Here is a 19981-nt window from a genome sequence, read left to right as displayed (position 1 = left end):
GCTTGTGGCGCGCGCGGCCGGTCCCATATCGGACGGGTTGAAACCTTCCGAAAGGAGCGCGCGATGAGCCAGCAGGTGATGGGTGTGTTCGGCATGGGCGTGATGGGCCGCAGCCTGGCGCTGAACATCGAGAGCCGCGGCCACGCCGTGTCGGTCTACGACCACGCGCCGGCCTTCACAGACCAGGTGATGGCCGCCCATCCCGATCGGCGGCTGGTGCCGTTCCACGACCTGCCCGCGTTTGTCGCCTCGCTCGAACGCCCGCGGCGGATCCTGTTGATGATCAAGGCCGGCCCGCCGGTCGACGCCATGCTGGAAGCGCTGAAGCCTCTGCTGGAGCCGGGCGACATCGTGATCGACGGGGGCAACAGCTACTACCGCGACACCATCCGTCGCGAAAAGTCGATGCAGGCGGCCGGCTTCAACTTCATCGGCTGCGGCGTGTCCGGTGGCGAGGAAGGCGCCCTGCGCGGCCCGTCGATCATGCCGGGCGGGCCGCGCGAGGCCTACGCGCAGGTCGAACCCATTCTCACCGAAATCGCCGCGCGCGCACCCGATGGCACCCCCTGCGTGGCCTGGATGGGCCCCGACGGCGCCGGCCACTACGTGAAGATGGTGCACAACGGCATCGAGTACGGCGACATGCAGTTGATTGCCGAAAGCTACGCGATGTTGCGCCAGGTGCTGGGCCTGTCCAACGCCGAACTGGCCGAGGTCTACGCGGACTGGAACCGGGGCGAACTGGACAGTTATCTGATTCAGATCACCTCGCGCATCTTCACCCGCAAGGACGCCGACACCGGCAGCGACCTGGTCGACATGATCCTCGACCGCGCCGCGCAGAAGGGCACCGGCCAGTGGACCTGCCAGGACGCGCTGGAAATGCGCGTGCCGCTGCCGCTGATCACCGGCGCGGTGTTCGCGCGCGGCCTGTCCGCGCAGAAGGACGAACGGGTGGCCGCCAGCCGCGTGCTGCATGGCCCCGGCGCCGCCTTCACCGGCGATCGCGCGGCCTTCATCGAGGCGGTGCGCCGCGCGCTCTACCTGGGCAAGCTGATCTCCTACGCGCAGGGCTTCGCCCAGTTGCGCGCCGCTTCGCAGGTGCACGACTGGGACCTGGACTACGCCACCATCGCCAGCATCTTCCGCGCCGGCTGCATCATCCGCGCCGGCTTCCTGCAACGGATCATGGCCGCCTACACGCGCGAGCCGCAGCTGGCCAACCTGATGCTCGATCCTTACTTCGCGGACATCGCCGGCCAGTACCAGCAGGCGTTGCGCGAGGTGGTCGCCACCGCGGTGACCTGCGGCGTGGCCACGCCGTGCCTGGCGTCGGCGGTCGCCTGGTTCGACGGCTATCGCAGCGAGCAGCTGCCGGCGAACCTGCTGCAGGCGCAGCGGGACTATTTCGGTGCGCACACGTTCGAACGCATCGACCGTCCCGGCAACTTCCACGTCGACTGGGAATGACCGCTTCCCTGTAGAAGCCACTCGCGGGCGATGCCCTGATGCGGGACCAGAGCAAGAGCATCGCCCACGAGTGGGCTCCTACAATGTCCGCGCCATGCCCGAATTGCCTGAAGTCGAAACCACCCGCCGCGGCATCGCCCCACACGTCGAAGGCCGCTGCGTGACGGAGGTAGTCCTGCGCCGTCCTGACCTGCGCTGGCCCATCCCGCGCGAGGTGAGCGAGCTGCTGCCCGGCCAGTGCATCGAATCGGTCGAGCGGCGCGCCAAGTACCTGCTGCTGCACACCCGCGTCGGCAGCGCACTGATGCATCTGGGCATGAGCGGCATGCTGCGCGTGCTGCCGCCGGACGCGCCGCTGGGCACGCACGACCACGTCGACATCGCGCTGGCGTCGGAACCGCACCGCCCCGCGCGCGTGCTGCGCTTCACCGACCCGCGCCGCTTCGGCTGTCTGCTGTGGCAGCCACCTGGCCAGACCCACCCGCTGCTCGCCGCCCTGGGGCCCGAACCGCTCACCGACGCCTTCGACGGCGACCGGCTGTGGCGGCTTTCGCGTGGCCGAAGCGCGGCGGTGAAGCTGTTCCTGATGGACAACGCGATCGTCGTGGGCGTGGGCAACATCTACGCCAGCGAGGCGCTGTTCGCCGCCGGCATCGACCCGCGTCGCGCTGCCGGCAAGGTCTCGCGCGGGCGCTACGCGCGGCTGGCCGCGGAGGTCAAGCGCATCCTCGGCTGGGCGATCGAACGCGGCGGTACCACGTTGCGCGACTTCCTCAATCCCGATGGCGCGCCCGGCTACTTCTTCCGCGAGCTCAACGTCTATGGTCGGGCGGGCGAGCCATGCAAGGTGTGCGGCTCGCCGATCCGGCAGGTCACGCAGGGCCAACGCTCGACCTTCTGGTGCCCGCGCTGCCAGCGCTGAGCCACTGCGTGGCGAAACCCCTGTAGGGGCCCACTTGGGGGCGACGCCTTTTCGTCCCGGCGCAGAAAGAGCATCGCCCACAAGTGGGCTCCTGCAAAGGACCGGCGATCACACCGGCCAGTCGAACGACACATGGGTGTTGTTGAAGCGCGGATCGTCCAGGCTGCCGCCGGGGTGGGCGACGAGCTCGCCGGGCAGCCCTTCGACCTGCAGCGGCTGGCCTTCGACGAAGTGCGCGCCCAACGCCTGCAGCTCGACCAGCCGTTCGCACAACATGCCGGCCGGGCCGGCCTGCGCATCGGGCACGTGGCGGAAGCTCAGGTCCGGACGGCCAAACTTGCGCAGGCCGCGCGTGTGGACGTGCGCGCGGCCTTCCCCGTCGCCGTTGCGCAGGACCAACACGTGGTGGCGCGGCGGCGCGCCACCGGGAACCAGATAGTGCCGGCGCCAGGCGTCGGCGTCGAACATCGTGAGGATCTGCGGATCGAGGATCACGCTGCCGCCCACGTCGAGCAGGCCGGCGAGTACGCCCAGCGTGTCGCGGAGGTAATCCAGGTTGCCGCGATCGGCCAGCTCGCCGCGCACCACCAGTACGTCGTGCGCGGCGAGGGCCTGCCCGAAGGCGTGCGGCGCGTCTTCCTTCAGCAGCTCGCCCAGCGCGCCTTTCAGCGGGTAACCGTCCCAGCCGCGCAAGGCGTCGTGCGTGAAACGCTGCAGCTCCACGCCTTCGGGCAGGCCGCGGCTGGCGTAGCGCGCGGCGGGAATCGCCAGGTCCTTCGCGAAGCGGCCGAAAAGGTAGAAGTGCAGCACGATGGTTTCGTCGCCCGGCTGCCAGTAGGGACGAGGCCAGGATTCCGGGGTGGCGGTCATGGGGTTCCTTGGGTTATGCATATCGGGAACGGCCCTGTCGCTCTCCCCCGACCGCGCCGGCCGAAGAAGCAGGAGCGCTCAGCGCTTGTCGTCGAGCGGCAGCACGCTCTGCTGCAGTTCGATGCGCCCGCGGCCTTCGGTGATGTGCTTGAACTCGGCGCGGCTCACCGAGACGTAGCGGTCGTTGCCGCCGATCTCAACCTGCGGGCCTTCGGTCACCGCGCGGCCCTGCTCGTCCACGCGCACCACCATGGTGGCCTTGCGACCGGTGTGGCAGATGGTCTTGATCTCTTCCAGGTTGTCGGCCCAGGCCAGCAGGTAGCGGCTGCCCTCGAACAGCTCGCCGCGGAAGTCGGTGCGCAGCCCGTAGGCGAGCACCGGGATGTTGAGCCGGTCGACCACGTCGGAAAGCTGCCACGCCTGCGCCTTGGAAAGGAACTGCGCCTCGTCGACGAACACGCAGTGCAGTGCGCCGCGGGCGGCGATGTCCCGCTCGACCAGCGCGAGCAGATCCTCGCCCGCGCCGAAGCGGCGCGCGTTGGCCTTCAGGCCGATGCGCGAGGCGACCACGCCCTCGCCATAGCGGTTGTCCAGCGCCGGCGTGAGGATCAGCGTGCGCATCCCGCGCTCGTGGTAGTTGTACGCGCTCTGCAGCAGCGTGGTGGTCTTGCCGGCATTCATCGCCGAGTAATAGAAATAGAGCTTGGCCATGAGCAGGCGGCGAGGCCGGAGTCGTCAGCGGAAACGGGGCATTGTAAGGGCCACGCGCATCATTCGGCGCGCGCCTGGGCCAGGCGGTAGCGGTGGCCGACCCACCACTGGCGCAGGCTGCGCAACACCATGACGCCGTAGACCAGTTTGAACAGGCGCAGCCGCCGCAGCACCGGCGGCGGGTCGAAAAGGTCGCCGGCGAGCATCGAGATCACGCCCTGCTCCAGCTGCCAGGTATTGCGTGGCGAAGAGAACATGCGCCGCATCACCGGCTCGTTGAAGCGTTCGATGAAGAACGCGAAACGCGCCATGCCGTCACGCAGGCGCTTTTCCAGCGCACGCTGCAAGGGGGCTTCGCGCCCCGGTTCGCGCAGCGCGCCGTCGACCACCTCGACCGCGCGCTCGGCACTGTCCATCGCCAGGAATACGCCGGAGGAGAACACCGGGTCGAGGAAGGCGAAGGCATCGCCGACCAGGATCCAGCCGGGGCCGGCCATCTGCGCCGAATCGTAGGAATAGTTGCCCGCCGCGCGCACTTCATCGACGAGTTCGGCGCCTTCCAGCCGCCGCCACAGGGCGGCATTCTGGCGCAGCGTGTCGAGCAGGAATGCGCGCAGGTCGCCCCGGCGGCGCTTCAGGTAATCGGGCCAGCACACCGCGCCCACGCTCATGCTGCCGTCGGGCAGCGGAATCATCCACATCCAGCCGTGCTCGAAGCGGTAGATGCTGACGTTGCCGGCATCCTCGCCGGCGCGGTGCGCGGCGTTGCGGAAGCGGCTGAACAGTGCCGCGCTCTGGTGCTGGCGGTTCCTGCGCTTGAGCTTCTTGCGGGTCGACAGCAACGCTTCGCGGCCGGTGGCGTCGATCACGTAATGCGCGTCGATGGTGTACCGCCTGCCGTCGTCGCCCTTCACGTCCAGGCGGGTCTGGCGCGGGCCGTGCTGTTCCACCGCGACCACCTGCTGGCCCTCGCGCGCATCGGCGCCGCACGCGCGGGCGTGGTCGTAGAGCAGCTTGTCGAAATCCTGCCGCCAGACCTGGTAGCTGTGCGGCGGGCTGTCGCCCAGCGCGCGGCCGAACGAGAACACGTTGTAGCCGCGCTCGTTGGCGGCCTCGAAATCGGCGCCGGCCTTGAACACGCTGATGGCGTGCACCTTCTCCAGCACGCCCAGGCGCTCGAGGATCGGCAGGTTCATCGGCAGCAGCGATTCGCCAATGTGGAACCGCGGATGGCGCTCCTTCTCCAGCGCGATCACGCGATAGCCGCGCCTGGCCAGCAGCGCGGCCGCGGTGCTGCCGGCGGGCCCGCCGCCGATCACTGCCACGTCGCATTGCTCGACCGTGGTTTCCCGATCCATCGCCTTCCCCGCCATCGATGCCCTGGTCGCGATTATGGCCGATGCGCCCCGGGGCAGAAGAGCCCCTCTGCTACCATCGTGCCCCGCCCGAACCGCCGCCTGCTCCATGCTCAATCCGCAACAACTGGCCGCTGTCGAACACTGCGACAGCCCCTTGCTCGTGCTGGCCGGCGCCGGCTCCGGCAAGACGTCCGTGATCACGCAGAAGATCGCGCACCTGGTCCAGCGCCGGAAGCTGGCCGCGAACAAGATCGCCGCCATCACCTTCACCAACAAGGCCGCGCGCGAGATGCGCGAGCGCGTGGGCAAGCTGGTCAGCAGCGAGGATGCGGCGGCGCTGACCGTGTGCACTTTTCACGCGCTGGGGCTGAAGTTCCTGCAGATCGAACACGCGCGCGCGGGGTTGCGCCGCGGCTTCTCGGTGCTGGATGCGGACGACAGCTCCGGCATCGTCAAGGAGCTGGCGCCCAAGGGCATCAAGCCCGACGTGCTGTTCGGCCTGCGCAACCTGCTCAGCCGTGCCAAGAATGCCGGCCTTTCGCCGGAGGAAGCGCTGGCAGCCGCCCGCGCGCCGCGCGAGCTGGAGGCGGCGACCATCTACGAGCTCTACCAGCAGCGCCTGGCAGCCTTCAACGCGGTCGACTTCGACGACCTGATCCGCCTGCCGCTGCGCATCCTCGAATCGGACGTGGAGTGCCGTGACACCTGGCGCGAGCGCCTGCGCTACCTGCTGGTGGACGAGTACCAGGACACCAACGATGCCCAGTACCGCCTGCTCAAATGCCTGGCCGGCGAGCGCGGCCGGATCACCTGCGTGGGCGACGACGACCAGTCGATCTACGCCTGGCGCGGCGCCAACCCGGAGAACATCGACCAGCTCGGCCGCGACTGGCCGGACCTGCGCGTGATCAAGCTGGAGCAGAACTATCGCTGCGGCAAGCGCATCCTGCGCGCGGCCAACCAGTTGATCGCCAACAACCCGCACCTGCACGAAAAGAAGCTGTGGAGTGAGCACCCCGAAGGCGCGCCGATCCGCGTACTCGAGTGCAAGGAGGCCGAGCACGAGGCCGAAAAGGTGGCCGCGATCGCCGCCACCCTGGCCGAGAAGCACAAGGCGCGCTGGCACGACATCGCCATCCTCTACCGCGGCAACTTCCAGGCCCGTCCGCTGGAAAAGGCGCTGCGCCTGGCGCGCATTCCCTACCACCTGACTGGCGCGCTATCGTTCCTCGACCGCGCCGAGGTGAAGGACCTGCTGTGCTACCTGCGCCTGCTGACCAACCCCAGCGACGATGCCGCCTTCCTGCGCGTGGTCAACGTGCCCAAGCGCGAGATCGGCGCGACCACGCTGGAAAAGCTGGGCCAGCTGGCGCAGTCGAAACACTGCTCGCTGCTTGAGGCCACCCGCAGCGATGCCGTGCTGCGCCAGCTCACGCCGCGCCCGGCCGCGGCGCTGGCCGGCTTCTCCCACCTGCTCGACGAACTGCGCAGCGCCTCGCTGCACGAAAGCGCCGCCGACCTGGTCGACCGCATCATCAAGCGCACCGGCTACGCTGCGCACATCCTCGCCGGCACGTCCGATGCCACCCTGCGCGACCGCCGCCTGGCCAACCTGCAGGAGCTGGCCGACTGGTTCCGCGCCATGCAGAAGGGCAACAGCGCCGGCGACCTGGCCGCGCAGCTCGCCCTGCTCAGCCACGCCGACCGCGACGAGCCTGGCAACGCCGTGCGCATGATGACCCTGCACGCCGCCAAGGGCCTGGAGTTCCGCTTCGTCTTCATCGTCGGCTGCGAGGACGGCACGCTGCCGCACGAAGGCGCCATCGACGAAGGCCGCATCGACGAAGAGCGGCGCCTGATGTACGTGGGCATCACCCGCGCCAAGGAACTGCTCACGCTGTCCTGGTCGGCCCGCACCAAGCGCTACGGCGAGGTCCACAACAACCAGCCCAGCCGCTTCCTGCACGAACTGCCGCAGGCCGACCTGCACTGGCAGGGCAAGGACCCCGAGGCGGACAAGGAAGCGGTACGCGAGACCGCCGAATCGCACATGGCCAGAATCAAGGCCATGCTCGCCAGCGGCTGACGCTGCGCTACCCGCCTCACGTCCAGCCGTTGACGAAGGCCGTGATGATGATGGCGTTGGTGAAGTCGATCAGGAACGCGCCGACGATCGGCGCCACCAGGAACGCGCGCGGCGCCGGGCCGTAGCGCTCGGTCAGCGAACCCATCACCGCCACCGCGTTGGCCGTGGTGCCGAGCATGAAGCCGGCGAAGCCGCCGGCCATCACCGCCGCGTCGTAGTCGCGCCCCATCAGCCGCAGCAGCGGCCAAGCGCAGAACCCCACCACCAGCAGCGTCTGCACGGCCAGGCCGGCCAGCAGCGGCAGCGCCAGGCCCGCAAGGTCCCACAGGTGCAGGTTCATCAGCGCGACGACCAGGAACAGCGACAACGACGCGCTGCCGATGATGTCGAGGCTGCGTTCCGACAGGCCGAACCAGCCGCGGCGGTCGTCGATATTGCGGATCAGCGCGCCCACCAGCATGGCGCCGATGTAGCTGGGAAGGGTGACGCCCAGCGCGCCGATGCCGTCGCTGATCCAGCCACCGATGCCCATGGCCAGCAGCACGAGCACGAAGCTGCGCAGCCCGGCGAACGCCTGCGCTTCCTGGCTGCCGGTGCTCGCGGCCGCAACGGGCGCCACCGGCGATGTGGACGGCGCGCCACCGGCCGCATGCGGCGTGCGCAGGCGGCAGCGTTCGATCAACAGCGTCGCCAGCGGCGCGCCGATCACCGAACCGCAGATGATGCCGGCCATCGCGTTGGCCAGCGCCACGCTAGGGGCTCCGGACACGCCGGCCTCGGTGAACAGCGGCGCGAACGCCAGCCCGGTGGCCGGACCGCCGGTGAGCGTGACCGATCCGGTGAGCACGCCGAACAGCGGCGGCAGCCCGAACGCGCTGGCCAGGCCGATGCCCACCACGTTCTGTACTACCGCCAGCACGCTGGCCAGGGCCAGGAACAGCACGATCTGGCGACCGCCAACCTTCAGTAGCGTCGCGCTCGCGTTGAAGCCGATGCTGGTGAAGAAGGCGATCATCAGCGGCTGTTGCAACGCGGTGTCGAAGCGTACCGGCGTCAGGTTCCACTGGCGGCAGGCGAGCAGCGCCAACGCCACCAGCAGGCCACCGATCACCGGCGCCGGGATGCTGAAGCGCGCCAGCAGCGGCACGCGCCGGCGGATCGCATAGCCGACCATCAGGAACAGGCCGCCGCAGGCCACCGTCTGCACCGGATCGAGCGTCAGCATGCGACCCCTCCCGCGACGACCATGCTCATCCGCCCCAGAACGCCGGCGCCGGCGGCGTGAGCCGGCCTTCGCGCAGGCTCACGCCGCCGGGGTAGTCGTCCTGCAGCCACAGCGGTCCGTCCAGGTCGATGAACTCCGCCTCACGCGCGATTTCCAGCGCCGGCGTGATGCCCAGCGACGAACACACCATGCAGCCGACCATGATCCGGAAGCCCTCCGCGCGCGCGGCGCGCAACAGCCGCCATGCTTCGGTCAAACCGCCGGTCTTGTCCAGCTTGATGTTGACCGCCTGGTAGCGATCGCGCAGCCGCGGCAGGTCGGCGGTGACGTGGCAGGCCTCGTCGGCGCAGATCGGCACGCAGCTGTCGAAGCCGAGCAGGGCCTCGTCCGCGTCGGCCGGCAGCGGCTGCTCCAGCAGGTCCACGCGCGTGCGTTCGAGCGCCGGCTGCATCTGGCGCAGCAGATCGACATCCCAGCTTTCGTTCGGATCGACGATCAGCCGGGCGTCCGGCGCCGCGGCGCGCACCGCCGCGATGCGCGCGGCCGGGTCACTGGCGTCGACCTTGATCTTGATCAGCCTGGCGCTGCCGAGCCGCGCCGCCGCTTCGCCCATGCGCTCGGGCGTGTCGATGCCCAGGGTGATCGCGCTGACCAGCGCGGCGCGTGGCGGGCGCGCCAGCCGCGCCCACACCGGTACCGCGCTCAATTGCGATTCGAGATCCCACATCGCCGTGTCGAGTGCGTTGCGCGCGGCCCCGGCCGGCAAACGTGCCTGCAGCTCGTCGCGGCCCATCCCGGCGGCCAGTTCGGCGCGCAGCCCCTCGATCTGGGCGAGCACCGAGTCCATCGATTCGCCGTAGCGGGCATAGGGCACCGCCTCGCCGCGCCCGGTCATGGCGCCCTGGCACAGCTCCACCGTGACCACCCTGGCGACGTGCTTGATGCCCCGCGCGATGCGGAAAGGCGCCACCAGCGGAAAACTTCGGCGGGAGACCCTCAGTTCGCGAAGCATGCGAGCAGGTGGTCCACGATCGCGTCGACGCCCATGGTGACCGGGTCCTGGCAGGGCAGTCCGAGCTCCTGGCCGATCTGCCGGCACAGCGCTTCGGCCTCCGCCGCCGGCATCGCCGAGGTATTGAGCGCCACGCCGACCGCCCGCACCGCCGGGTTGGTCAGGCGCGCCGCCGCCAGGTTGGCTTCCAGGCACGGCTTGAGCTCCGGTATCGGATAGTGCGGCAGGCCGCGCATGTGGCGGCGGGTGGGCTCGTGGCAGAGCACCAGCGCGTCCGGTTGCGAGCCGTGCAGCAGGCCCAGCGACACGCCGGCGTAGGACGGATGGAACAGCGAGCCCTGCCCCTCGATCAGGTCCCAGCCGCCGTCGTCGCGCGCGGGCGAGATCCATTCGGCGCCGCCGGAGATGAAGTCGGCCACGACCGCGTCGATCGGCACCCCGGCCCCGGCGACGAAGATCCCGGTCTGCCCGGTGGCGCGGAAATCCGCCGCCAGCCCGCGCCGCTGCATGGCACGCTCCAGCGCCAGCGTGGTGTACATCTTGCCGACCGAACAGTCCGTGCCCACGGTAAGCAGGCGCCGGCCGGCGCGCGGGCGGCCATTGCCGACCGGGATGCCGGGCGCCGGGTCGCGCGCGTCGAACAGCGTGCGGCCGTTGCGCTGCGCGGCGGCGGCGATGTCCGGGTGGCTGCGCAGCTTGTGGTGCAGCCCGGCCACCACGTTGAGCCCGGCATCGAGCGCCGCGATGGCGTCGGCGACGATCTCCGCCGCCATCGTGCCGCCGGCGTTGGCGGTGCCGATCAGCATCGTCCTGGCGCCGCAGGCCCTGGCCTGCGCCATGTCCATGTCGGGCAGTCCCAGCGTCAGCCGGCAGTCGGGGTGGCGGTACTGGCCCACGCACCAGTCCGGGCGCCAGTAGGCGACGCCACGGGCGGTCTTGATGGCCAGGTCATCAGCCGGGTTGCCCAGGTAGAGCAGGTAGGGCGGGCCCCAGTGACCGGACGGGGCCGCATCGCCGTGGTGGGACATGAAAGATTGCTCCGAATGACGGCGGGGGCCGTCGACCAGTGGGGGGGCCCGCACCGGCCGCCGTGCGGCCAGGGGGAGGAGTGGCCGGGTGCCGGGCGGTGCGGGCCCGCGCTCTTCAGTGGACGGTGTCGACCTTGCCCAGGCCGTTGGGGTTGCGCGGGTCGCTGGCGGCGGTCTTCACGCCGGTGCGGCGGTCCCAGACCACCACGTTCATGTTGCCCCACGAGTCGTCGTCGTTGATCTCGTAGCCCATCGCCTTGAGCTTGGCGATCACGCCGGCGGGGAGGTCGCTGCCCCTTTCGATGTCGATGCGGTCGGGCATGAACTGGTGGTGGATGCGCTTCTGCGCGGTAATCTGGCCGGCATCCTTGCCGTCGATGAAGGCGAGGATGGCGCCGAACACCTGGGTGATGATGGTCGAGCCGCCGGGCGAGCCGATCACCGCGAGCCGCTCCTTGCCGATCACGAAACTGGGCGTCATCGACGACAGCATTCGCTTGCCGCCGACCGGCGCGTTGGCGCTGCCGCCGAGCAGGCCGAAAGCGTTGGGTTTGCCCGGCACCAGCGCGAAGTCGTCCATCTCGTTGTTGAGCAGGATGCCGGTGTTGCCGGCGACGAAGCTCGAGCCCAGCGAGGTGTTGACCGTGGCGGTCATCGAGACCATGTTGCCGTCGGCGTCGATGATCGAATAATGGGTGGTGTGCATGCCGGGCGTGGCCGCGTGCACCGACGGCAGCCAGGACGACTTGGTGGCGCGGTCGGGCAGGATGCTCTGGCGCAGGCCATCGGCGTAGTACGGCGAGAGCAGCATGTCCATCGGCACCTTCACGAAGTCCGGGTCGCCCAGGTATTCGTTGTGGTCGCGGAAGGCGCGGCGCATCGCCTCGACCAGCCAGTGGATGCGATGGGCCTGGTCGAGCCGGGAAAGGTCGATCGGCGCCAGGATGTTCAGCATCTCGGCCACCGCCACGCCGCCGGAGGACGGCGGCGGTGCCGTGACCACCTTGTAGCCGGCGTAGTCGAGCACGATCGGCGTGCGCTCTTTGGCGCGGTAGCTGGCCAGGTCCGCGAGCGTCCAGGTGCCGCCGGCGGCGCGCACCGCGCGCACCAGTTCCTTCGCCACCGCGCCCTTGTAGAAGCCGTCCGCGCCGTTGCGGGCCAACGCTTTGAGAGTGCGCGCCTGGCCTGGGTCGCGGAAGATGCCGTCGGCCTGCGGCAGCTTGCCGCCCGGCATGAACTTGGCCCGGGATGCCGGGTAGCGCCGCAACACTTCGCTCTTGTGCTGGATCGAACGCACCAGCGCGCCGCTGGGATGAAAGCCCTGCTCGGCCAGCCGGATCGCCGGCCGCAGCGATTCGGCCAGCGGCAGCTTGCCGTACTTGCCGGCCATGTAGGCCACCCCCGCGGGGAAGCCGGGAATGCCGGCGGCGAGCGGCCCGTTGAGCGAGGTGTCGCGGTTGGGCGTGCCGTCGGCCTTGAGGTAGTCGGCCGAGCTGACCGCCTGCGGCGCCATTTCGCGTGCATCGATGAAGGTGTTCTTGCCGGTGGCCGCGTCGTGGATCACCGCCAGGAAGCCGCCGCCCATGCCCGAGGACTCCGGTTGCACCACCGACAATGCGGTGCCCACTGCGATCGCCGCGTCGACCGCGTTGCCGCCGCGGGCCAGTGTCTCGAAGCCGGCTTCGGTGGCCAGCGCGTTGGCGCTGGCGATCGCCGCGGTGCGTTGCCCGGCCGCATCCTGCGCCTGCGCCTGCGGCGCGGACAGGACCAGCGCCACCGCCAGCACGCCATACCGCCAGCGCCGGCCCCGTCGTGGTATCGCCGTGTGGCCGGTCGTCGGCGCATGAAGACGTCGCCCGCTTGGATCGGTCATCCCATCGTTCCTCCGGAGGATGGCTGGAGGATAGTTAAGGGCGGCCGGGCGCCACCAATGAAAAGACCGGCACGATGCATAACTGGTGGTTGTGGCCCCGGCGTCCCGGACGGGCCTCGCCGGATATCGCGGGTCCGCCGGCCAGTAGCCTGGAGGCGCTGCGGTCGAGGCGCGCGGAGATCGCGCCGCATCGGACGCCGTGGGTCGGCCGGATGCCGGTGATCGGGTCGCTGCGGTCGCTGGAGACGATGTCGATGCCCCCGCACGTTGCCGGCCTTGGTGAAACAGGCGATGCCGCTGTACTGCAGGTTGCTGCGCCATGGTCGGCGAGGGAGTCGACCGCGACCGAGGTCGAGGTCGAGGTCGACAGTGAGCTGCAAAGCGCACTGCGGGCCGCGCACGGCCGATCCGGTGCGGGAGGCGCGCCACCCGCCGGAGCCGGGCACGGCGCATGGCAGCACGTGGCGGCGGTGTGGGACCGTCCCAGCCGCGACCGCGCCCTCAGGCTGGCGCCAGCACCTGTTCGGCGAGCTCCCGCACCTGGTCCAGGAAGTGCCGCTGCACCGGGTTCAACGGGCTTTCCAGCCGGTAGAGCGCGTACAGCACGATGTCCAGTTGCAGCTTGAGCGGGCGCGTCTGCACGGCCTGGCCGCCGTCGCGCGAGGCGGTGAACGGGTCGACCAGGGCCAGGCCCTCGCCCTGCGCCACCAGCGCGTAGGCAAGCTGGTAGGTCTGTACCCAGACGGAAGTCCGCGGCGCAGGCTCCACCTGGGCCAGGTGGTTCTGCAGCATGCGCCCCAGCGCATCCTGCACCGCGATGCCGATCATTGGCTGCCCGGCCAGCTCGGCCACCGGCAGCGGTTGCGCAAGCGCCGCCTCGGGCCACCAGCCCGGCGGCGCGATGACCATGACGTGGCCGCGGCACAGCGGCTCCTGGCGCAGGCCGGGATGACAGGCTTCCTGCAAAGTCAATCCGATGTCGGCCTCGTGCAGCATCAGCGACTCGCACATTTCCGCCGAGTGCTGGGTGAACAGCTCCGTGGTCGTGTCCGGGAAGTCCCGGCGCAACAGCGTGGTCGCATCGAGCACCAGCGCCTGCGCCAGCGTCGGCGTGCAGGTCACCCGCAGAGGGTGGCTTTCCGGGCGGCCGAGGTTCGCGGTGAGGCGCTGCAGGTCGTGCAGGTCCTGGATGATCTTCTCCACGCGATGGCGCAGCAGCAGCGCCTCGGGCGTCAGTTGCAGGCGCCCGCGCACGCGGTTGAACAGGGCGAAGCCGAGCTGGTGCTCGGCGTGCTGCAGGGCCTTGCTGGCGGCCGGCTGCGAGATGTTCAGCAGGTCCGCTGCACCGGTCAGGCTGCCGGTGGTCAGCACGGCGTGGAACAGTTCGATATGGCGCAGACGCATTGCGGACTCCGCTCCCCTTGCGCCGCGGCCACGGCGCCCCGGATGCAGCATAGGCCAAGCCCGCCGTTACAGCAGCCGCTCGCCTTCCAGCTCGCTCTTGAGGTAGGCGTAGTAGATCGGCGCGGCGACCAGCCCGGGCAGCCCGAAGGCCGCCTCCATCGCCAGCATCGCGATCAGCAGCTCCCAGGCGCGCGAGCGGATCTGGGTGCCGACAATGCGCGCATTGAGGAAATACTCCAGCTTGTGGATCAGGATCAGGAACACCAGCGCGGCGACGCCCACGCCCAGCGACACCGACAGGCCGGCGATGGTCACCGCGGTGTTGGAGATCAGGTTGCCGATCACCGGCAGCAGGCCGACCACGAAGGTCACCACCACCAGCGTCTTGGCCAGCGGCACGTGGATGTCCAGCAGCGGCAGCGCGCCGAGCAGGAAGATCGCGGTGAACGCGGTATTGATCAGCGACACCTTGATCTGCGCGAACACGATGTTGTGGAACGCATCGGCCAGTCGGTGGCAGCGCTGGCCCAGCGCCGTCGCCAGCGGGCCGACCTGGTGCGCCGGACGGGTGCTGTGACTGAGCGCCACGATCGCGCCCAGCACCAGCCCGATGATGATGTGCGCGAAGCCGCGTGCGGTGTCCTTGCCGGCCAGTTGCAGGCTGGCGGCGTGCTTGCGGGTGAGCTCGGCGGCCATCACGCGCAGCTCGTCCACGCTGTCGGGCAGCCAGCCGACCCAGCTTGCCGGCAACTGTTCGCGCGCCTTCTGCACCAGCGGCATCAGCTGCTTGTCCCACATGTCCTGCGGGTTGCCGATTTCACTGCGGAAGAAGCTGATCGCGCCCAGCGCCAGCAGGATCAACAGCGCCACCACCACCGCGCCCAGCAGCGCCACCACCACCATGCGGGCGCGCGGCCCGGACAGGCGCCGCTCCAGCAGCGGGCTGATCGTCTGCACCAGCTCGTACACCAGCAGGCCGGCCAGCAAGGCCGAAAGCAGATGCAGCTTCATCACCAGCAGCAGCGCGGCACCGGCCAGGAGGTAGCTGGCGATGCGGATGGCGCGCGAGGGCTCGCGCAGCAGGGACGAGGGGAGGGTCATGCATGACGGCGCCGGGGTGGGGACGCCCAGTCTCGCAGCAGCCCGACCCGGCTGCCAGCCTGGCGCGCTGGCGTACACTGGCCGGCCGTCCGCATGCACAAGGATCGAAGCGATGACCTCGCGCCTCCCTGCCCTGGCCGCCCTGCTGCTGCTTGCCGGCTGCACCGCCGCGCCGCCGCCGCGCCCGATGGCGCCGGCCGTGCCGGCGGACGACAATCTCAATGCGGTCGCCTGGATCCAGGGCTCGGTCGAGCACGACCTGATCTACCTGCAGACCTACCGCGACGCCCAGCGTCGACTGCCCGCCGCGCTGGCCGACCGGCGCTGGGATGCGCTCACGCCCGACGACCGCGTGGCGCCGGCCCGCCGCCTGCCGCCGGCGGTGGTGCTGGACGTGGACGAAACGGTACTGGACAACTCCCCCTACCAGGCGCGCCTGATCCGCGCGCACGCCCCGTTCAACCAGGCCAGTTGGGATGCCTGGTGCCGCGAGGGGCGCGCCCGCGCGCTGCCGGGCGTGGTGGAGTTCACCCGCTACGCCGCCGCGCACGGCGTCAAGGTGATCTACATCTCCAACCGCGACAAGGCGCTGGACGAGGCCACGCTGGCCAACCTGCGCCAGGTCGGCGTGCCGGTATCCGGGCCCGAAGCCCTGCTCGGCCTGGGCACGAAGGTGCCCGGTTGTACCCAGCACGGATCGGACAAGGGCTGCCGGCGACAGCAGGTGAGCCGGCACTACCGCGTGCTGATGCAATTCGGCGACCAGTTGGGCGACTTCCTGGATATCTCCCAGAACACGCCGGCCGGGCGCGAGGCTGCGGTGAAGCCGTATCTGGAATGGATCGGCCGGCGCTGGTTCGTCCTGCCCAATCCCAGCTACGGCAGCTGGGAGCCGGCGCTGTTCGGCAATCAGTGGGCCGCGCCGATGCAGGATCGACGCCTGCGCAAGATCGAAAGCCTCCGTATTGAATAGAAAAAACAATAGCTTGTGCGATAAAACAAACCTATTGCCTCAAGAAACTGGAACGCGTAAGCTCGTCTCCGCCGAAACCTGCCGACCTCCAACCGCGGGCAAGGCCATTTCCCTTCCGGCCCGGCCGGACTTACCCCGCGCGGCTCCACGCCCGCGGGGTTTTTCTTGCCCGCGTGCCACGGCGCACAAGCAGACACGGCCTTGCCGCCAGTTCCACGGGCCGCGTACGCTCGGTGGCTCATCCTTGCTGCCACCCTGCCCGCGCACCACGAGAGAGGTCCATGCGCCCGACGCCGTTCCGATTGCTGCTGTTGTTGCTCGCCGTGCTGGGCATGGTCGCCTGCGATTCGCGCGAGGGCACGCCGGCGGCGAGCGGCGGCGATACCCCGGAAGCGGCGGTGCGCCAGTCGATCGCGCTGATCCGCGCGGGCGACTTCGCCGGCTTCTGGGAACACGCGCTGCCGCCGCATGACTACGCCATGCTGCGCGACGACTGGGGCCGCGCCCGCGCCGGCGAGGCGCCGCTGAGCGAGACGGAGCGCGCGCGCATCGACGACGCGCTGCGCCAGCTCGCCGCACCGGACGCCGCAGCCACGCTCGATGCGCAACTGCAGCCCTGGCTGGCCGACGCGCAGGCCCGCTACGGCGACCAGTTGCCGTTCCTGGTCGGCGTGGGCCGCGCGCTGGCCAGCAACGCGATCAGCGAGAACCCGCGCCTGAGCGACACTCAGAAACGCCATGCCACGGCGCTGGTCGAGGCGCTCGGCCCGTGGGCGCAACAGGCGCCGTGGTTCGACCCGGCCAAAGCGCGGCAGGCCGTCGGCATGGTGGTCGCCACCGCCCGCAAGCTCGACCTGAAGGATGCCGCCAGCCTGCGCACGATGGACTTCGACCAGGCCATGCACCGCTACACCATCACCTTCGCCGGCCTCGAGCAGCTGCTGGCGCTGTACGGGTTGCCGCTGGACCAGGCACTCGCCTCGGCGCGGGTGGTGCCGCTGGACTATCACCCGCCGTATGCGCGCGTGCGCATCGAGTACCAGTTGCTGGGCAAGCCGCTGTCGATGGAGTCGACGCTGGTGCAGCAGAGCGGCCGCTGGTACGACCAGGACCTGCTCGAGGGCGTGCGCCTGGCGCACCAGCGGCTGAGCGATCCGGCCGTCGCCGCCAGCACCGCGATCGCCGCCTCGCGCTGAGCCTTCCTGTAGGGTGGGCTTCAGCCCACCCTACGCCCGCTACGGGCGAAGAACCTGTAGGAGCGCCGCCGGCCCCGTGACGGGGCATCCCAGCGCCTACCGGCTACAATCCGCCGATGCAGAACATGACCGCGGATTCCCCCGCCCGCAGCCGCGCCCCCTGGTGGTTCAGCCTGGCCGGCCAATTGCTCGAACCCTGGGTGCGCATCCGGCGCGACCCGGCCGAACCGGCCAGCCTGCTCAAGACCGGCGCGCCGGTGTGCTACGTGATCGAGCGCGACGGCTTCTCCGATGCACTCATCCTGGAGCGCGCCTGCCGCGAGGCCGGCCTGCCCCCGCCGATGCAGCCGTTGTCCGGCACGCGCCGGCGCCGGTCGGTGTTCGCGCTGGCCCGGCGCGATGGCTGGCTGTTCGGCCGCAGCCGCCACCGCGCGCCTTACGAAACGCTGGACCAGCTGGTCCGCTCGCTGGATGGCCATGCCGAGCGCGACATCCAGATCGTGCCGGTGTCGATCTACGTCGGCCGCGCGCCCAGCCGGGACACCGGCTGGTTCCGCGTGCTGTTCTCCGAAAACTGGGTGATGGTCGGCCGCTTCCGCCGCCTGCTGGCGCTGCTGCTCAACGGCCGCGACACGGTGGTGCACTTCTCCGCGCCGGTGTCGCTGCGCCAGGTGCTGGACGAGGCCGGCGAGGCGCAGCCCGAACGTTTCGCGCGCAAGATCGCGCGGGTGCTGCGCACGCACTTCCACCGCATCCGCGCGGCGGTGATCGGGCCCGACCTGTCGCACCGGCGCACCGTGGCCGACGCGGTGCTCAACGCCGAACCGGTGCGCGCGGCGATCAGCGCCACCGCGGCCAAGGAGCAGATCTCCTACGCCAAGGCCTGGCGCCGCGCGCACAAGCTGGTGATGGAGGTCGCCGCGGACTACTCGCACCCGGTGGTGCGCTCGGCCTCGTTCCTGCTGGCGAACTTCTGGAACAAGCTGTACGACGGCATCGCCATGCATCACTTCGACAAGGCGCGCGCCGCGGCGCCCGGCTACGAAGTGGTCTACGTGCCCAGCCATCGCAGCCACGCCGACTACCTGTTGATGAGCTACCAGCTGCACGTCTCCGGCGTGGTGGTGCCGCACATCGCCGCGGGCGTGAACCTGAATCTGCCGGTGATCGGCCCGATCCTGCGCCGCGGCGGTGCGTTCTTCATGCGCCGCAGCTTCAAGGGCACGCCGCTGTACTCGGTGGTGTTCAAGGAATACATGGCGCAGCTGATCGACCGCGGCGTGCCGATGGAATACTTCATCGAGGGCGGGCGCTCGCGCACCGGGCGCCTGCTGGCGCCGCGCGGCGGCCTGCTCTCGATGACCGTGCGCGCCTTCCTGCGCGCGCCGCGCCGGCCGGTGCTGTTCCAGCCGGTCTACATCGGTTACGAGAAGCTGATGGAGGGCAAGAGCTACATCGGCGAGCTGACCGGCAAGCCGAAGGAAAAGGAATCCCTGCTCGGCCTGCTCAAGGGCCTGAAGGTGCTGCGCCAGCGCTACGGCCACGTGGCGCTCAACTTCGGCGAACCCATCGAGCTGACCCCGCTGCTGGACGCGGCCAGCGCCGACTGGCGCGCCGCCACCGGCGATCCGGAGGCCAAGCCCGAATGGCTCGGCCGCGCGGTCGACGACCTGGCCGAACGCATCCAGGTCAACATCAACCGTGCCGCCGACGTCAATCCGATCAACCTGCTGGCGCTGGCGCTGCTGGCCACGCCCAAGCACGCGATGGCCGAAAGCGACCTGCTCGCGCAGCTGGAGCTGATGCGCGCGCTGCTGGAGCAGATGCCCTACTCCGACCGCGTCACGCTGACGCCGATGGATCCGCCGGCGATCGTCGCCTACGGCGAGCAGATGGGCTGGATCCGCCGCGTGCGCCACCCGCTGGGCGACGTGCTCAAGGCCGACGACGAACCGGCAGTGCTGCTGTCCTATTTCCGCAACAACGTGCTACACCTGACCGCGACCGCGGCCTGGGTGGCCTGCTGCTTCTTGAACAACCGGCGCATGACGCGCGCCTCGGTACTGCGGCTGGGCCGCATCATCTACCCGTTCATCCAGGCCGAGCTGTTCCTGCCGTGGGATTCGGACGGCTTCGTGGCGCAGATGCAGGGCACGATCGATTTCTTCGTGCGCCGCGGCCTGCTGGAGGCGTCCGGCGACGGCCGCGTGCTCGAGCGCGGCCCGGGCCAGGACGACGCCGCGTTCCAGATGAAGACCATCGCGCGCAGCCTGATCCAGGCCTTCGAGCGCTACTACATCACCATCGCCGCGCTGGCCAAGAACGGTCCGCACACGATCACCGCCGCGGAACTGGAAAACGCCTGCGCGCTCACCGCGCAACGGTTGTCGCTGCTCAGCGAGCAGTCCGCGCCGGAGTTCTTCGACAAGGCGCTGTTCCGCGGCTTCATCCAGAAGCTGCGCGAGCAGAAGATCGTATGGACCGACGACGCCGGCAAGCTCGATTATGACCGGGCGCTGGAGGACATGGTGCGCGATGCGCGGGTGATCCTGGCCCGCGACGTGCGCCATTCGATCCTCAAGATCACCGGCGTGGACGGCGACATGGATGCCGAAGCGCCAAAGGCCGTGGCACACGTGCCCGAGGACAGCAGCAGCGAGGACCTGCACCGGCGCCACACCGACACCGAGCACCACAAGAACGATCCCGACGCCTGAGATCGTGGCTCTGGGCCCTCTCCGCGCGGGTGAGG

Annotated in this window: 15 protein-coding genes; 6 read left to right on the top strand and 9 right to left on the bottom strand. The window is 69.9% G+C overall.

The window, feature by feature from the left end; genetic code table 11:
• The first annotated feature begins 63 nt into the window (after positions 1-63).
• Positions 64-1470, top strand: a complete 1407-nt coding sequence (gndA, locus tag OSC30_RS02720) for an NADP-dependent phosphogluconate dehydrogenase (RefSeq protein ID WP_267170292.1) — start codon at positions 64-66, stop codon at positions 1468-1470.
• A 94-nt stretch (positions 1471-1564) separates the two neighbouring features.
• Positions 1565-2392: a bifunctional DNA-formamidopyrimidine glycosylase/DNA-(apurinic or apyrimidinic site) lyase gene (mutM, locus tag OSC30_RS02715; protein WP_267170291.1), complete on the top strand. Its 828-nt coding sequence runs from the start codon at positions 1565-1567 to the stop codon at positions 2390-2392.
• Positions 2393-2500: 108 nt separating this feature from the next.
• Here the strand turns inward: mutM and OSC30_RS02710 are convergent, their stop codons facing one another.
• The 3 genes from OSC30_RS02710 to OSC30_RS02700 all read right to left on the bottom strand — a co-directional run bounded on the left by OSC30_RS02710 (position 2501) and on the right by OSC30_RS02700 (position 5331).
• Positions 2501-3262: a hypothetical protein gene (locus OSC30_RS02710; RefSeq protein ID WP_267170290.1), complete on the bottom strand. Its 762-nt coding sequence runs from the start codon at positions 3260-3262 to the stop codon at positions 2501-2503.
• Between the two features lie 78 nt (positions 3263-3340).
• Positions 3341-3973: a thymidine kinase gene (locus OSC30_RS02705; protein ID WP_267170289.1), complete on the bottom strand. Its 633-nt coding sequence runs from the start codon at positions 3971-3973 to the stop codon at positions 3341-3343.
• Positions 3974-4032: 59 nt separating this feature from the next.
• The gene (locus OSC30_RS02700) at positions 4033-5331 is read right to left on the bottom strand and encodes an NAD(P)/FAD-dependent oxidoreductase (protein ID WP_267170288.1); all 1299 of its coding nucleotides are present in this window, start codon (positions 5329-5331) and stop codon (positions 4033-4035) included.
• 106 nt (positions 5332-5437) lie between these two features.
• Between OSC30_RS02700 and OSC30_RS02695 the strand changes: the two genes are divergently transcribed.
• Positions 5438-7417, top strand: a complete 1980-nt coding sequence (locus OSC30_RS02695) for a UvrD-helicase domain-containing protein (protein ID WP_267170287.1) — start codon at positions 5438-5440, stop codon at positions 7415-7417.
• Positions 7418-7433: 16 nt separating this feature from the next.
• Here OSC30_RS02695 and gltS read toward each other — a convergent pair whose 3' ends face one another.
• The 6 genes from gltS to OSC30_RS02665 form a co-directional block, all read right to left on the bottom strand.
• Positions 7434-8642, bottom strand: coding sequence for a sodium/glutamate symporter (gene gltS / locus OSC30_RS02690; protein ID WP_267170286.1), 1209 nt, complete (start codon positions 8640-8642; stop codon positions 7434-7436).
• A 25-nt stretch (positions 8643-8667) separates the two neighbouring features.
• Positions 8668-9654, bottom strand: coding sequence for an N-acetyl-D-Glu racemase DgcA (gene dgcA / locus OSC30_RS02685; RefSeq protein WP_267170285.1), 987 nt, complete (start codon positions 9652-9654; stop codon positions 8668-8670).
• On the bottom strand, positions 9639-10682 hold the full coding sequence (dgcN, locus tag OSC30_RS02680; RefSeq protein WP_267170284.1) for an N-acetyltransferase DgcN: 1044 nt from the start codon (positions 10680-10682) through the stop codon (positions 9639-9641). Before dgcN ends, dgcA begins: the two co-directional genes overlap by 16 nt.
• Positions 10683-10797: 115 nt before the next feature.
• The gene (gene ggt, locus OSC30_RS02675) at positions 10798-12555 is read right to left on the bottom strand and encodes a gamma-glutamyltransferase (protein WP_267170283.1); all 1758 of its coding nucleotides are present in this window, start codon (positions 12553-12555) and stop codon (positions 10798-10800) included.
• A gap of 501 nt (positions 12556-13056) precedes the next feature.
• Positions 13057-13959 carry a LysR family transcriptional regulator gene (locus OSC30_RS02670; RefSeq protein ID WP_267170282.1) on the bottom strand — a complete coding sequence of 301 codons (903 nt, stop codon included), beginning with the start codon at positions 13957-13959 and terminating at the stop codon, positions 13057-13059.
• 66 nt (positions 13960-14025) lie between these two features.
• Positions 14026-15060 (bottom strand): AI-2E family transporter, encoded by a 1035-nt coding sequence (locus OSC30_RS02665; RefSeq protein ID WP_267170281.1) that lies wholly within the window; start codon positions 15058-15060, stop codon positions 14026-14028.
• Positions 15061-15172: 112 nt separating this feature from the next.
• Between OSC30_RS02665 and OSC30_RS02660 the strand changes: the two genes are divergently transcribed.
• From OSC30_RS02660 to plsB, 3 genes are all read left to right on the top strand, one after another.
• Complete coding sequence (locus OSC30_RS02660) at positions 15173-16033, top strand: 5'-nucleotidase, lipoprotein e(P4) family (protein ID WP_267170280.1); 861 nt, start codon at positions 15173-15175, stop codon at positions 16031-16033.
• A 281-nt stretch (positions 16034-16314) separates the two neighbouring features.
• Complete coding sequence (locus OSC30_RS02655; RefSeq protein ID WP_267170279.1) at positions 16315-17229, top strand: hypothetical protein; 915 nt, start codon at positions 16315-16317, stop codon at positions 17227-17229.
• A gap of 116 nt (positions 17230-17345) precedes the next feature.
• Positions 17346-19946 (top strand): glycerol-3-phosphate 1-O-acyltransferase PlsB, encoded by a 2601-nt coding sequence (plsB, locus tag OSC30_RS02650; RefSeq protein ID WP_267170278.1) that lies wholly within the window; start codon positions 17346-17348, stop codon positions 19944-19946.
• Positions 19947-19981 lie beyond the last annotated feature (35 nt).

Source organism: Frateuria hangzhouensis (assembly GCF_026410505.1).
Classification (GTDB): domain Bacteria; phylum Pseudomonadota; class Gammaproteobacteria; order Xanthomonadales; family Rhodanobacteraceae; genus Frateuria_A; species Frateuria_A hangzhouensis.
Note: the sequence above shows the minus strand (reverse complement) of the source record. Positions and strands in the feature narration are given on the sequence as shown.